The organism is Sorangium sp. So ce302, assembly GCF_051530145.1.
Taxonomy (GTDB): domain Bacteria; phylum Myxococcota_A; class Polyangia; order Polyangiales; family Polyangiaceae; genus Sorangium; species Sorangium cellulosum_B.
In genome coordinates this window covers 7920386-7933506 of record NZ_CP150326.1, presented here as the reverse complement: position 1 = coordinate 7933506, position 13121 = coordinate 7920386, and the positions used below count along the sequence as shown (strand labels likewise).

Annotated in this window: 11 protein-coding genes; 3 read left to right on the top strand and 8 right to left on the bottom strand. The window is 72.5% G+C overall.

The window, feature by feature from the left end:
- Positions 1-126: 126 nt before the first annotated feature.
- The gene (locus WME73_RS29920) at positions 127-1542 is read right to left on the bottom strand and encodes a right-handed parallel beta-helix repeat-containing protein (RefSeq protein WP_437911753.1); all 1416 of its coding nucleotides are present in this window, start codon (positions 1540-1542) and stop codon (positions 127-129) included.
- 525 nt (positions 1543-2067) lie between these two features.
- Between WME73_RS29920 and WME73_RS29915 the strand changes: the two genes are divergently transcribed.
- Positions 2068-3075 carry a hypothetical protein gene (locus WME73_RS29915; protein ID WP_437739805.1) on the top strand — a complete coding sequence of 336 codons (1008 nt, stop codon included), beginning with the start codon at positions 2068-2070 and terminating at the stop codon, positions 3073-3075.
- 62 nt (positions 3076-3137) lie between these two features.
- Here WME73_RS29915 and WME73_RS29910 read toward each other — a convergent pair whose 3' ends face one another.
- The 7 genes from WME73_RS29910 to WME73_RS29880 all read right to left on the bottom strand — a co-directional run bounded on the left by WME73_RS29910 (position 3138) and on the right by WME73_RS29880 (position 10663).
- Positions 3138-3512, bottom strand: a complete 375-nt coding sequence (locus WME73_RS29910) for a DUF4406 domain-containing protein (protein ID WP_437739804.1) — start codon at positions 3510-3512, stop codon at positions 3138-3140.
- Between the two features lie 9 nt (positions 3513-3521).
- Complete coding sequence (locus tag WME73_RS29905) at positions 3522-4556, bottom strand: aspartate-semialdehyde dehydrogenase (RefSeq protein WP_437739803.1); 1035 nt, start codon at positions 4554-4556, stop codon at positions 3522-3524.
- 163 nt (positions 4557-4719) lie between these two features.
- On the bottom strand, positions 4720-5982 hold the full coding sequence (locus WME73_RS29900) for a glucose-1-phosphate adenylyltransferase (protein ID WP_437739802.1): 1263 nt from the start codon (positions 5980-5982) through the stop codon (positions 4720-4722).
- Positions 5983-6078: 96 nt separating this feature from the next.
- Positions 6079-7740 carry a serine hydrolase domain-containing protein gene (locus tag WME73_RS29895; protein WP_437911752.1) on the bottom strand — a complete coding sequence of 554 codons (1662 nt, stop codon included), beginning with the start codon at positions 7738-7740 and terminating at the stop codon, positions 6079-6081.
- A gap of 203 nt (positions 7741-7943) precedes the next feature.
- Positions 7944-8771 (bottom strand): TIGR02452 family protein, encoded by an 828-nt coding sequence (locus WME73_RS29890; RefSeq protein ID WP_437911750.1) that lies wholly within the window; start codon positions 8769-8771, stop codon positions 7944-7946.
- 166 nt (positions 8772-8937) lie between these two features.
- Positions 8938-10404 (bottom strand): hypothetical protein, encoded by a 1467-nt coding sequence (locus WME73_RS29885; protein ID WP_437911749.1) that lies wholly within the window; start codon positions 10402-10404, stop codon positions 8938-8940.
- Positions 10405-10477: 73 nt separating this feature from the next.
- Positions 10478-10663: a hypothetical protein gene (locus WME73_RS29880; protein WP_437911747.1), complete on the bottom strand. Its 186-nt coding sequence runs from the start codon at positions 10661-10663 to the stop codon at positions 10478-10480.
- A gap of 574 nt (positions 10664-11237) precedes the next feature.
- Between WME73_RS29880 and WME73_RS29875 the strand changes: the two genes are divergently transcribed.
- Complete coding sequence (locus WME73_RS29875; RefSeq protein ID WP_437911746.1) at positions 11238-12068, top strand: matrixin family metalloprotease; 831 nt, start codon at positions 11238-11240, stop codon at positions 12066-12068.
- A 132-nt stretch (positions 12069-12200) separates the two neighbouring features.
- The gene (locus WME73_RS29870; RefSeq protein WP_437739796.1) at positions 12201-12992 is read left to right on the top strand and encodes a helix-turn-helix domain-containing protein; all 792 of its coding nucleotides are present in this window, start codon (positions 12201-12203) and stop codon (positions 12990-12992) included.
- Positions 12993-13121: the final 129 nt, after the last annotated feature.

Below are 13121 nucleotides of genomic sequence, written 5' to 3'. Positions count from 1 at the left end.
CAGAGCGGCGGTCTCCCGCACAGGAGACGGGCCCAGATCGGCGTTTTCGGCGCGCAAGCGTACGAAGGTGCGCTGAGCACCGAAAACGTCGAGGTGGGCCCGTATCCGAAGCGGGTGACCGCCGCTCTAATCGCAGCTGTTGTCGCGGGCGTTTGCCAGCGTGAGGTTGCGGAAGGTGCTGTTCTCGGCGCAGGGGTTCTCGTTGACGGCCGTGTCCGTGATCGTGAGGTTCTGGATCGTGATGTCCGAGGAGTTCGCGAACTCGGTGCGTGCGGCCAGGCGGATGTCGCCGCCGCCGTCGACGGTCCCGGACTCGGCGGCGATGTTCACGTTGTGGCAGTTCTCGATCAGGATCGCGTTGTTGCCTGTGTCGGCGAGATCGATCCGGTCGATCGTGACGCCTCCGCTCTCGGACACGCAGAAGATCCCGCGCCCGCCGCCGCGGGCGATGACCTGGCCGACGTGGATGTTGGTGGGGTAGCCGCTGCCGATGCGCCCCGCGCGGTTGGCGAGCCGGAACGCCGCGTAGCCGGTGCCCGCGCCCGCGTTCATGGCGTCGACCTTCCCGACCTCGGCGTTGGTCGTGTCGTTCAGGAGGAGGCCGCATTCCCCGGTGTCGCGCGCGATGACGGTGCCGATGCGGATGTCGTCGACGCCGTAGGTCTCGACGCCGTGAGAGCTGGTCCCCTCGGCGTAGACATGGTCGATCTCGATGTTCTTCACCTTGTTGGCGCGGTCCGAGCGCCCATGGTTGTCGATGCGGACGCCGAGCCCGCTCGAGACGCGCAGCTCGACATGGCCGAGGCGCAGGTTCTCGACGTCGCGGAAGAACATGGCGTAGAGCGGGGTGCCGCTGATCGTGACGTTCGGGATCTCGATGTCGGTCCGGCCGCGCGCGTAGATGGGCGCGTTGTCGCCGGAGCCGCTGCCGGTGACGTCGATCGTGCCGCAGACGTTGAGCACGGTGTAGCTGGGCACGTTCAGCCGCGAGCTGGCGGCCACGGTCCCGGAGCCCTGGACGAGGACGCTCTGCTTGCTGGTGCGGCCGGAGCTCAAGCTGTCGAGCGCCGCCTGCATCGCGGCCCGCATGTCGCCCCCGCTGTAGACGTTGCGGGCGCCGTTCTGCGCGATCCAGTCGGATCCGGATCGGGTCACCACGGCGTTGTAGCCGCTCGTGTCTCCGTCGCATGGATACGCCGCGTCACCACCTCCGCTGCCGCCCGTCCCCGCCCCTCCGGCGCCGCTCCCGCCTGTGCCGGCCGCGCTGGAGCCCGCGCCTCCGGTGCCGTTTCCGCCGGTGCTCGCCGCGCCGGAGTCTGCGCCTCCGCTGCCGGTGCTGCTCGTGGCGGCGGAGCCTCCGGAGCCAGCCGCGCCGGCGCCCGACGTCCCGCCGCTCGCGACGCCGCCGCCCGCGCCAGAGCCACCGCTGGCGGGCGAGCCCCCCGTCGCCGAGCTGCCGCTTTCGGGCGAGCCCCCCGTCGCCGAGCCGCCGCCGCTGCTCTCCGGGTCGCTGCCGGCGTCCGAGCCGCAGGCCGCTGCCATGAGCAATCCGATGAGTGTTGCGGGTATCGCTGAGAGGGTGCGCAATCGAGTCTTCATTCCAAGCTCCGAACGGTGAAAGAGACCTGGCGCCCCCTGGTCCGCGCTCGCGCTCGGGGCCCGGCGCCCAGGCCCCTGAGGGGCAGCGTCGAGCGTTGACAGGACCGCCGTCGCCAGGAGGGTGTCCACGTGGGGGCAAGACCAATCACCGCTCTCGACCGGCGACGAGTCGTTCGCGTGCGAGCGCACGATTGCAGTGCTGCGCGTCGCCGGATCGATGCTCGAGGCTTCCCCAGCCGCCCCGCCGCGATGCCGCCCGAAGCAGTCGGCGAGCCTGACGGTTCGAACGACTGATCCCCATCTCTCACCTCCCAGGGCGGATCGGGCAGCGCGCTCGCCGATCGGCGGCAGCGGCCCGCTGCCGTGTTCCGCGGCGCTCCCGGCTTGGATACGCTACTTCACGAGCTCCCCCGTCTCGTGTGTGCATCCGGGGCCGAGCGCGCTGCTCTTCGAAGCCCCGCACCCGCCATGTACCGTACCGCCGCTCCCCTGCCTCCCGAGCCGCCCCGCGAGTGGCAGCTCATCGTCGAGGCCTTCCTGTACGAGCACCTCTCCGTGCCCGAGGCATGGCTCGCGCGCGCCGGGGGCACCGTCGCGCTGCTCGTCGGCGCGCGGATGCTCGCGCCCGAGCACCACGGGGAGAACCGCGCCTGGCTGTTCGGCGATCTGCGGCGGATGGAGGGCCAGCGGCCGCCGCTCCTCGCCCCCGCCTCGTTCGGGCTGGAGCGCGTATGTGCGCCGGGCGAGGCGGAGGCTCTCCCGCGGCACGTCGCCGTGTGCCCCTGGCCCGACGCGGCGGGGATGACGCTGGCGGGCATCGCGCGCCACCTTCCGGGCTCGCGCTTCGAGATCGGCGCGGCGGTGGAGGTCGCGGCGCAGCTCGCGCGCGTGCGGCTCGCCGTGCCGCACGCGCGCTTCACGTACGCGCGCGTCATCGTGTTCGAGAGCGGCGAGGTGCGGGTCGCGCCGCCCCTGCCGGAGACGGAGCGCTCGGCCGCGCTGAGCGATTCCGGGTTCGAGTACCTCGACGACCTGGGAATCAGGGGCTCCCCGCTCCACAACCCGAGCGACCTCGAGCCGGCCTCCGGCGTCGCGTCGGCGCTCTTCGAGCTCGTCGCGGGCTTCGGCGAGGCGGGCGGCGTCGCGAAGCGCCAGTTCCTCCACGCCGCGAGCACGGCGCAGCCCGCGCACCCGCTTCCGTCGGACTTCGGGGTGCGCAGCCGCGAGGTCGACGCCCTCGTCGCGCGGGGCACCTCGGGCGAGGCGTCGCTCCCCGAGATCGCGCAGGCGCTCGCGGCGCTCAGCCAGGCGCTCGACGGCGCAGCCGCGCTCGGGCGCGCGGTGCGCGCGAGCGTCGCCGCGGCCGCGCCCTCGCCGCCCCACGGGCAGACGTGGAATGGAAAGCGTATTTACATGCTCTTCCCCGACGTGCAGGCGCTCCCTGTCGGCGCTGGCTGGCCGGGGCCCGAGCCATGAAGCGACCGCGCCGCCGCGGCGTCTCGTGCGCCTCTCACATGCCTCTCGTGTGGCAGCCGCGGCTAGCCGCGGCCCGGCACCTCGTCGAAGCTGAAGAAGACCTGCTTGCCCATGGAGCGGGACAGCTCGACCATCTCGTCGGCTCCCTTCGAGGGGCCGCCGATCCGCAGGCAAGCGTCGCAGCGCGCGACGAGCCGGCGCGCGACGGGATGGAAGATCTCATTGAAGATCTCGTCGCCGATCTGCCGCGACCCGGCGTGCTCGATGAGCGGCAGCGCGAACCATTCGCCGAGGACGGGGAGGTGGCCCGCCCGGAAGAGGCGCACGGCCATGTCGTTCATCGCGCGAACGTTGGCCGCGATCAGGACCGGATCATCGCCCGTGCCGGAGCGATAGGGCCCGGCGACGAGGATCATGAGGGGCTGGGTGGGTTGCATCGTTTACCGTCAGGGGGCCTGCAGGTCGCGATCGGCGCTCGGGAACCAGCGCGTCGCGGCGCGGACCGCGTTGGTGGCCGCGCCGAGCCGAAGGTTGTCCCCGACCACGGTCAGGCACACGCTCTTCCGGTCGCGGTCCCGGTGATCGGGGCGGATCCGCCCGACCAGCGCGAGGTCTCGGTCCTGCACGCAGTGGAGCGCGCTCAGGCCCTCGCCGGCAGCGCCGGGGAGGTGCTTCACGAAGGGCGACTTCGCCGGATCGCTCAGGATGCTCGCGACCCGATCGAGATCCACCGGGCGATCGAACGTGACCCACGCGTTCTCGTAGTGGCCGACCGCGACGCCGACCCGACAGCACTGCGCGGAGACGCCGAGCTCCGGCATGCTCAGGATCTTGCGGCTCTCGAAGATGAGCTTCCGCTCTTCCGAGGAGTAGCCGCTCTCGTCGGTGCCGCCGTTGTGCGGGACGGTGTTGCCGGCGTAGCCCGACGGCTTGAACGGCAGGCCCAGGCGATCGAGGGCCTGGAAGCCGTCGCGCGCGTCCGCGAGGAACGAGTCCAGGGCGGCGATGCCGGCGCCGCTGACCGCCTGGTACGTGCTCACCGTGACCGCGCTCAGCCCGAACTCCCGGCGCAGGGGCGAGAGCGCGAGCATCAGCGGGATGGTGGTGCAGTTCGGGTTGGCCACGAGCCGGACCGAGTCGTCGACGATGCTCGAGTTCACCCCGGCGACGACGAGCGGCACCTTCGGGTCGGCGCGGTACGTGTTGCTCTTGTCGATCACGCGGTACCCGAGCTCCACGAGCCGCGGGACGTACCGCTTGCTGTGATCGTCATCCAGGGCCACGAACGCGAGGTCTCCGCGGGGGGCGTCCTGCGCCTCGAGGCGCGACGCACTGAGCACCTCGTACGACTTGCCGTCGAGGGTGAGCTCCTGGTCCCGGCTCGCGAACAGGGCGAGCGTCGCGCCGGGCCAGGCCCGCGCGATGAGGGTGATGGTTTCGCGGCCGACAAGGCCCGTGGCGCCGAGGATGCAGATTCGCATAAGTGCGCTCTTTACCAGACCGGGGCCCAGCCGACGAGGGGCGAGTGGCCGGGCGCAGCGGCGGCGTTCTGCCTACCTACCTACCCGGCCTACCCGCGCGGCGCGCCCCTTCCGCCCGCGCGCCCAGCCGCCGTCCCCTCGGCGGCCGGGGCGCGGTCCGCGCTCAGATGACCGTGCCCGGCGGGACGACGGCGTTCTTCGGGACGACGACGATGCCCTCCCGGGCCGCGTAGTACGGGGCGTCGGTGTCCGGCCGATCGGGGATGTTGCGGATCACCACCCCGTCGCCGATGCGCGCGTTCTTGTCGATGATCGCGCCGTCGATCGTGCACCCCCGGCCGATGCCGATGGGCGGCAGACCCCTCGTGCTCTCGGGGCCGTGGGCCTGGAACAGGGACTCGTAGTCCGCGCCCATCATGACCGTGTTCGACATGGAGACGTGGGGCCCGATGGAGGAGAGCTGCCCGACGACCGACCGGGAGATCTTCGACTCGATGATCCGGCTCCCCTCGGCGAGGAGCACCTGGTCGAGGACCGAGCCGGCGGTGACGTGGGCCGGGGGGAAGAACTGCGGGCGCGTGTAGATCGGCCGCTGCGGGTCGTAGAACGAGAACGGAGGATCGGAGTCCGTGAGCGCGAGGCTGGCCTCGTAGTAGCTGCGGATCGTGCCGATGTCCTCCCAGTACCCGTCGAACGTGTAGGTCATCATCCGATGGGTGTCGAGCGCCCGGGGGAGGATGTGGCTGCCGAAGTCGGAGGCGTTGTCGTGCTCGAGCATCTCGTAGAGCGCCTTCGCGCTGAAGATGTAGACGCCCATCGAGGCGAGCCACGGGTTCGCCGGATCGGGCACCTGCCGCACGTTGTCGAGCAGCTTCATGTCCTTCGGCTTCTCGACGAACTTGACCACACGCCCGGTGTCGTCGGTGTCCACGATGCCGAGGCGCGACACCTCGGCCGTCGGGACGGGGCGGACGGCGAGCGTGACGTCGGCCCGGGTCTCGCGGTGGTGCTCGAGGAAGGGCTCGTAGTCCATGCGGTAGAGGTGATCGCCCGAGAGGATCATGACGTCCCGCGGGTTCGGCGATTTCACCTCGACGAGCTGCTTGCGGACGGCGTCGGCGGTGCCCTGGTACCAGTCGCTGTGGGTCGGCGTCTGCTCGGCCGCGAGGATCTGCACCGCGCCGGCGGAGAAGACGTCGAATCGGTACGTCTGCGTGATGTGGTTGTGGAGCGAGACCGAGTTGAACTGCGTGAGGATGTGGATGCGGTTGAAGCCCGAGTTGAGGCAGTTGCTGATCGGGATGTCGACCAGCCGGTACTTGCCGCCGGTCGGGACCGCTGGCTTCGAGCGCAGCTTGGTGAGCGGGTAGAGGCGGCTTCCTACGCCTCCGCCGAGGATCAAAACCACCACGTCGTTGTGCTTCAAGCGGGTCTCCGCGAGGTGAGGGGGACGGTTCGACGCCCGGGACGATGGGCGCGGTTACACTATCAGGTGTGGCGCTACAATCGGGCTGCAGATCGCTCAGCGGCAGCGGGCTGGGCGGTCGCTCGGGCCGGGGGCTTCCCGGGCGATCGCCCCGGTCTGCTCCTCCACGCTGAGCGACGTGATCCGCGCGTCCGGCGAGGTGTCCACACGCACGGCCAGCGAGAGCGCGCCGCGCTCGCAGCGCAGGCCGAAGCGCGCCGCCGTGGCGCTCTCCACCACGGCGGAGCCGTCGAGCGCGCACGCCCCCACCCGCGCGCCGGCGTCGCGCAGCGCCTTTCGCAGGGAGGCGAGGTGAGCCTCCGGGAACCAGCCGGGCCTGAGCCTGCGATCGAGCGCCCCCGTGCGCGCGCGGCCGATGACCGAGGCGACGGCCTGGGCGGCGCGGCGCACGGGCGGGGAGGGCGGGACGACGCGCGCCTCCATGGCGCCGGTCGCCGCGAGCTGGCCGAGCACGTCCGCGTTGAGCGACTCGAGATCGGCGCCGGCGACGTTGGCGAGCGCGACGACGCCGACGCCCCGCTGCGGGAGGAGCGTCACCGACGCGGAGAAGCCGTCGATCAGGCCGTTGTGGAAGACCACGTGGCCGAGGTCGCAGTCCTCGCGCACGTGCCAGCCGAGCCCGGGGCCGTCGTCGCCGCCGGCGGCCGGGAACGCCGAGCCGTTGCGCGCCATCAGGTGCGACTCGCGCACCGTGCTCCGCCGCAGGGCCCCTGCCTCGGGCGCGTCGCGCGCGGGCCAGGCGGCGAGCTCGAACCCGACGAAGCGACCCATGTCGGCGAGGCTCGCGTAGAGCCCCGCGGTCGCCTCGGAGGCCCCGAGCCGCCAGGGCTGGATCGGCGCGACCGCGCCGTCGTCGACGCCGCGCGCGTGGGGCGACGCGAGCTCGCCGGGCGGCACCTGCGACGGGTCCCAGGCGGCGTCGCGCATGCCGAGCGGCCCGAGCACCGCGTCGCTCATGTAGCGCCGGTACGGCACGCCGGCGGCGCGCGCGACGACCAGCCCGAGGAGCGAATAGCCGAGGTTCGAGTAGGAGGTCGCGGTGCCCGGCGCGCTCTCGAGCCCGAAGCCGTCGAGCGTGGCCAGGATCTCCCGCTCGGTGACGTCGCGCGACGTCGACGCGGGGGGAAACACGCCGAGCCGCGGCAGGCCGGAGCTGTGCGTGAGCAGGTCGCGGACGGTGATCTGCCGCGCGTCGCGCGTCGGGTAGACGACGCCGGTGAGCGCCGGCAGGTAGCGCGCCGCCGGGGCGTCGATCGACAGCCGCCCTTCGTCGCGGAGCCGCAGTATCGCCGCCGCGGTCAGCGGCTTCGTGACGGAGCCGATGCGGAAGCGCGTGTGCACGTCGACCGCTCCGCCCGCCGCGGCGTCCCGCACGCCGAGCACCGCCTGGATCGCGAGCTCCTCGTCGATGACGACGCCGAGCGCGAGCGCCGGCAAGCGCTCCCTCTCCGCGGCGCGCCGCGCGAGCGCCTGCACGTCGGCCGCCGCCGCGCGGAGCTTCCGCCCGCGCTCCGGATCGGGGAAGCGCGGCGTCGGCGCGGGCTCGCTGGCGAAGCGCTGGTCGAGCGGCGCCGCGGTCCCCTGCGCGACGGCCCGCGGCGCGGGCGCGGCCTGTGTGCACCCGCAGAGGAGCAGGGGTGACGCGGAGAAGACGGCCGCGGCGAGGAGCGCGGCGAGCCTGTCGTCGATCGTCCTCAAGTCGGAGCCATGACTCTCGCTCTTCGATCGCGACCCGACAATTCGAAACGGACCCGGTGGAAGGGGTCAGTCCTCGATTGTAGCGGTGGAGGTAGGCGGGGAGCACGACGTCCACGCAGCTCTGGGGTGGGGATCCCACGGTGTGATCCGCGCGGGGCCGTGACGGCGCGCGCGGGATCGGAGGCGCCGGCGGCAGTACGCGCCTACGCCCGCGCGAACCGCTCCTGGAAGGCCCGGTAGTTCGGCCGATCGGCGCTCCGGTCGTACACCGCGAACACCACGCGCGAGAACGCGCCGCGGAAGCGCGGGCGCTCGAGGCACCGGGCGAAGACGTCGGCGACCTCGCGCGGATCGTTGCGGAAGACGCCGCACCCCCACGCCCCGAGGACCAGGCACCGGTGCCCGTGCGCGCCCGCCGCGGCGAGCACCATGTCCGCGCGGCGCTCCAGGGCGGCCCGGATCTCCTGATCCGTGGCGTCGTCGCGCTGGAACGCCTCGCCGGCGTTCGGCGCCGGCGCCGTGATGATCGACAGCGCGAACGGCCGGTCGAGGAGGGCGTGCTGCTCGTCGCGGAAGAACGGCACGTCCGGCGAGTAGATGATGTGGTCGGTATAGAGAAAGCTCCCGCAGGCCCGGTTCTGGTCGTAATACTCGCGCTGCTCGACAAGGGACGCGTACAGCGCCGAGCACCTGGCGAGGTCCTCCTCCTGGGCCTTGGCCCCGCGCAGGAACCCGCCCCCGGGGTTCTTGGCGGAAGCGAAGTTGAGGGCCATGACGCGGGCCTCGCCCTCCTGCTCGATGAGCCGCCGCCCCGCCGCCCCCGTGGTCTCGCCGGTGACCTCGATCACCGCCGGGCCATCGCGGCGCTCCTTCGGCTCCCAGGCCTCGAGTGATCCGGGCCGGTAAAGCACGGTCCCCTTCACCGCGGCGAGCACGCGGTCGCGGATGCGAACGGTCGCGCCCGAGGGCGCGATGTACTCGCCACGACTCGCGATCTGCACGGTCTCAGCGGCGATGCCGGTCAGCTTCATGCGCCCAAGGATTGGCGAGCCGCGGCCGCTCGTCCAGCGAAACGCGCGGCGCGGGCGCGGCGGGGCGCGCAGCTCCCTCTGCCGGAGGCGCAGGCGGGCCGGCGATTTCCTCCAGTCAGCGTTCGCCGCCAGTCAGCGTTCGCCGCGCTCCCCGCCCTGCGCCGCGTCAGCGCCGCACGGAGAAGAGCGCCCACTGTCCGTCGCGCGCGGCGAGCTCGAGCCGCTCGTGGGCGAGCAGCGCGGGCGAGGGCGAGCGCAGCAGGACGTAGTCGAACCTCGTGAGCTCCGGGTGGCGGAGCCAGCTCGGGCCGAGCCCTGGCATCGGGTTCTTGCCGCCCACGTACTGAATGAAGTTCATCCCGTAGCCTGCATAGGAGCTGTTCGGCAGGCCGCCGTGGCGCACCGTGGCGATCTCCTGGATCGCGCGGAGCGGCTTGACGGGGAACGCCTCCGTCGCCCCCCACGCGTCGAGGGGCGCCAGCAGCGTTTGGCCGTGAGATAGCCTGTCGATGAGCCGGGAGGCGCCGACCGTCTCTCGGTGGAAGTCGACGAAGCGCCCGCAGAGGTGGAGGAGCAGGGCGCCGCCGCCGATCGCCATCGAGGCGAGGAGGCCCGCTCTCGGCGCGGGGCGCGCCGGCAGGCTCCAGGCGAAGGTGAAGAGCAGCGCGGCCATCCAGGGGTGCCGGTTGTTGATCCCCTCGACCCCGAGGCAATACGAGGGGAGGACCAGGTGACAGACCACGCTGGCGAGCGCGAGCACGGCGAACGCGTTCGGGACCCGGTACCGGGCGGTCGGGGACTCGGGTGACGCGTGGGGCGCGGCGAGCTCAGCGGTGGCGCCGGCGACGATGAGCAGCGCGAAGAGGAGCACGTAGCCGACCGAGATCGGGAGGAGGACCCCGACGAACTCGGGGAGCTGCGCTGCGTTCTCGAAGAAGGGCGGCCACGCCGCGACAGGGCCGGGGACCGGGGCGCCGGAGGGCCTCGTGAGCACCGACATGCCCACCCAGACCGCGAACAGGGCGAGCGGCGGCGTGAGCGGGAGCAGCGCCCGCCATCGCTCCCGCGGCCCCGGCGCCCTCCAGAGCGCCCAGAGCAGCGCCACGTCGAGGAGGAGCTGGGCCAGCGCGAGCGCGTGCCACAGGAGCAGGGCGACCGCGATCGCGGCGAGGCCGACGCCGAGGCGCGGGGTCGGGCGATCGAGCCATCGCACCGCGACGGCCAGGCCCAGCACGACGAGCGGAGGGGCCGTCGCGAACGCGAAGAAGCCGCCGCTCACCCAGTACGAGTGCACGAGGGGGAAGACGAGCAGCACGCACCAGCGATCCCGCCGGAGCACGCGGAGGAGGAGCATCGAGGCGGCGGGCAGGGCGACGGTGTACGCGGTGAGGAGGACCTTGCCCGCGATCTCGATGGAGCTCACGGCCGCGATCGCCCGCGCGAGGAGGATCGGCAGGACGAGCGGCGCGATGGGCCATCCTGTCGTGTAGGTGCCGTGAAAGGGCGAGGCGGGATCCCCGTGGTCCTGGAACGCTCGGACGAACGTCAGGAACGGTGGGTAATCCATCATCGGCAGGAGGTCGGTCAGCCAGAAAGGCACCGCCGCGAGGAGCGTCAGCGTGAAGACCGTCACTCCATGGGCCCAATGAGCCCAGGGGAGTCGTGCGCCGGGACGTTCCATGGCCTGGTCGAGGTGAGGGGATTACTCAGCGGGGCGCCGTCGAACTGCTCGGGCGCCATGTAGAGAAGAGCGTCGGGTGCATGATCTTGAGCGCGCGCCGCCGGTTCGTCTCGATGTGTGCGGCCTCGTACACGGCGCCCATGCCGCCGACGCCGATGACGGGCCCGAGGCGGTAGCGCCCCGCGAACACGGTGCCCTCCGCGAACGTCATCGGCGGCCGCCTCCATCGGCGCGCGCGCCCCGCGGGGGTCGCCGCCGCGCGCGGGCGCGCCGCCATGTCCCTCTCCCCGGCATGGATGCCACGATTTTCTGTTCGCGCCGTGCCGTCAAGCCCTCGATCGCAGGCCGTCGCGCCGTACGCCACCCCGGCAGCGCGCAGCGCACGATCACGACGCCCGACGCTGCTCGCGCGATGGAACCAGCACGACGGCGGGACGAAGCCCCATCGATCGACCGCCTCGAGCCGGTCCCGGCGGCGCGCGCTGCGCGCTCTGCTTCGATCTCGATACGCAAGTCCTTGCACAGGTGCGCAAGCACCCGCTCCACACGTGTGGACTCCTTCGCTCCGCGCTTGACCTCTGGACCGCAAAGTCACGCCATCGCGCGTGCGGCACGTCGCTTGCCAATATCGGACAGCGAAACCGGACGCCATCCGCGTCAGTACCAGCAGTCGAGTCGGCCCGGACCGCCGTGGGGGTCCCGTGGCGCCGTCCGGCGGAGCTCACTGCGGCGCTGCGCGCCCTCGCCTGACCCGAGAGGGAAAGGCATGAACGAGAGGTACTTGTATGATGAGTCATCTGTCTACGAAGTCTCTTGGTCTCCTCGTCTTGTCGCTCGCGTCGGTCGGGTGCGCCGCCGGCGCGCCTGGGGGAGCGGAGATCTCCGAGCAGGTCGGCGATACGGAGGTGAGCTTCGACGAGTTCGAGGCTCGCACCTACCGTGAGCCGGAGAGCGACATCTACATCGTCGACGGCGACATTCCCGTCGAGGGCCTCGACGGGCTCGAGCGGTTCTATGAGCGCCACGTCCAGCGCGGAGCGCTCATCGTCGATCAGAGCCGTGGAAGGGACGTGAGGTGGAGCGACAGGGAGAAACGGAACCTCAGCTACTGCGTGAGCGAGGCGTTCGGTGACGAATATGGCGCGGTGGTCTCCGCGATGGAGAGCGCCGCCGCGGCGTGGGAGGAGGTGGCGGGCGTCCGCTTCGTTCACAGCGCAGACCAGGACGACGCGTGTGATGCGCGCAACAAGAGGGTCGTCTTCGACGTGCGCCCGGTCGAGGGGCAGCCGTACTATGCGCGCGCGTTCTTCCCCGACAGCTCGCGCCGCGCGCGCAATCTCCTCATCGACTCGACCGCCCTCGGCCCGCTGGATCTCTGGACGCTCACGGGCGTCCTGCGGCACGAGCTCGGCCACGCGCTCGGGTTCCGGCACGAGCACACGCGGCCCGAGGCGGGCGCCTGCTTCGAGGACGACGGCTGGCGCGCCCTGACGTCGTACGACGCGGGCTCGGTGATGCACTATCCGTGGTGCAACGGCACGAACTGGGGCGACCTCGACCTGACGGAGCACGACGCGCGCGGCGCCGCAGCCCTGTACGGCCCGCCCTGCCGGTGAGCTCCGCCCCGCGGCGCGCGCTGCGTCCCGCGCGCGCTGCGTGCCGCGCGCCGCGCCGGCGGGAGCGCTGGCGAGGTAGGGAGCCCGAGGGGCCATGGCGCGCGCGCGCCGCGCGTGAGATCATGGCGCGTCATGGATGAGGTCGAGCTCGGCGTCCGGCGATACTCGGCCGAGGTGGTCGCGCACCGCCACGCGCACCACCAGCTGGTCTTGCCTCTGGAAGGCGCGATAGCGCTCTCGATGGACGGTCGAGAGCTCATGGCATCCGGGCTCTCGGGTGCTCTCGTCCCGTGCGGCACCCGCCACGCTTTCGCGGCGCCGGACCGGAATCGCTTCCTCGTCATCGATGTGCCGCCCGCCTCCGCGGAAGCCCTCGGCGCCGCGCCGTGGTTCGAGCGGATCGCCGGCGGGTCGATCGCCCTCGACGCCGCTGCCGCGCACCTGGTCCGGACCGCGGCGGACGAGCTCGACCGGGGCGGCTCGGTCGCGCTGCGCCGGCAGTGGGCGGGGCTGCTCGTGCTCACGCTGGCCGAGCGCGGGGCGCGCGGCGCGCTCGGCCCGATGCGCGCCCCGGAGAAGCTGCGCCGCGCGCTGCGCTTCCTCGAGGACCACGCGCACGAGCCGCTCACCGTCGCGGACGTGGCTGCCCGGGCTGAGCTGAGCCCGGGGCACCTCCACCATCTGTTCCGCACGGTCCTCGGGACGACGGTGCAGGAGCGCATCGCGGATCTGCGCCTCGCGCGCGCGACCGACCTCCTGTCCCGCACCGAGCTCGGGATCGCGGAGATCGCGATCCGCTGCGGCTATGCCGACCAGAGCTGCCTGACCCGCAGCCTGCGGCGCCGCCGCGGCGTGACCCCGGCGGCCCTGCGTCGCGCGGTCCGGGCCGAGAGTCGGGGCGAGCCGCGGCGCAGGCGAGCGTAGTCGCGCTGCAGGCGCGCAGCCCAGGCACAGCGAGCCGTGGCGCGGGCGAATGTCGCTGGGGCGCGAGCCCGTAGCCCCGGCACAGGACGGCGGAGCCTGAGCCAAGACGGCGGCCGGCCGGCGCGCCAT

Excerpts from the sequence above, each read along its gene's own strand:
- WME73_RS29920 (WP_437911753.1), bottom strand. The coding sequence starts at position 1,542 with ATGGCAGCGGCCTGCGGCTCGGACGCCGGCAGCGACCCGGAGAGCAGC.
- WME73_RS29915 (WP_437739805.1), top strand. The coding sequence starts at position 2,068 with ATGTACCGTACCGCCGCTCCCCTGCCTCCCGAGCCGCCCCGCGAGTGG.
- WME73_RS29910 (WP_437739804.1), bottom strand. The coding sequence starts at position 3,512 with ATGCAACCCACCCAGCCCCTCATGATCCTCGTCGCCGGGCCCTATCGC.
- WME73_RS29905 (WP_437739803.1), bottom strand. The coding sequence starts at position 4,556 with ATGCGAATCTGCATCCTCGGCGCCACGGGCCTTGTCGGCCGCGAAACC.
- WME73_RS29890 (WP_437911750.1), bottom strand. The coding sequence starts at position 8,771 with ATGAAGCTGACCGGCATCGCCGCTGAGACCGTGCAGATCGCGAGTCGT.
- WME73_RS29880 (WP_437911747.1), bottom strand. The coding sequence starts at position 10,663 with ATGACGTTCGCGGAGGGCACCGTGTTCGCGGGGCGCTACCGCCTCGGG.
- WME73_RS29875 (WP_437911746.1), top strand. The coding sequence starts at position 11,238 with ATGATGAGTCATCTGTCTACGAAGTCTCTTGGTCTCCTCGTCTTGTCG.
- WME73_RS29870 (WP_437739796.1), top strand. The coding sequence starts at position 12,201 with ATGGATGAGGTCGAGCTCGGCGTCCGGCGATACTCGGCCGAGGTGGTC.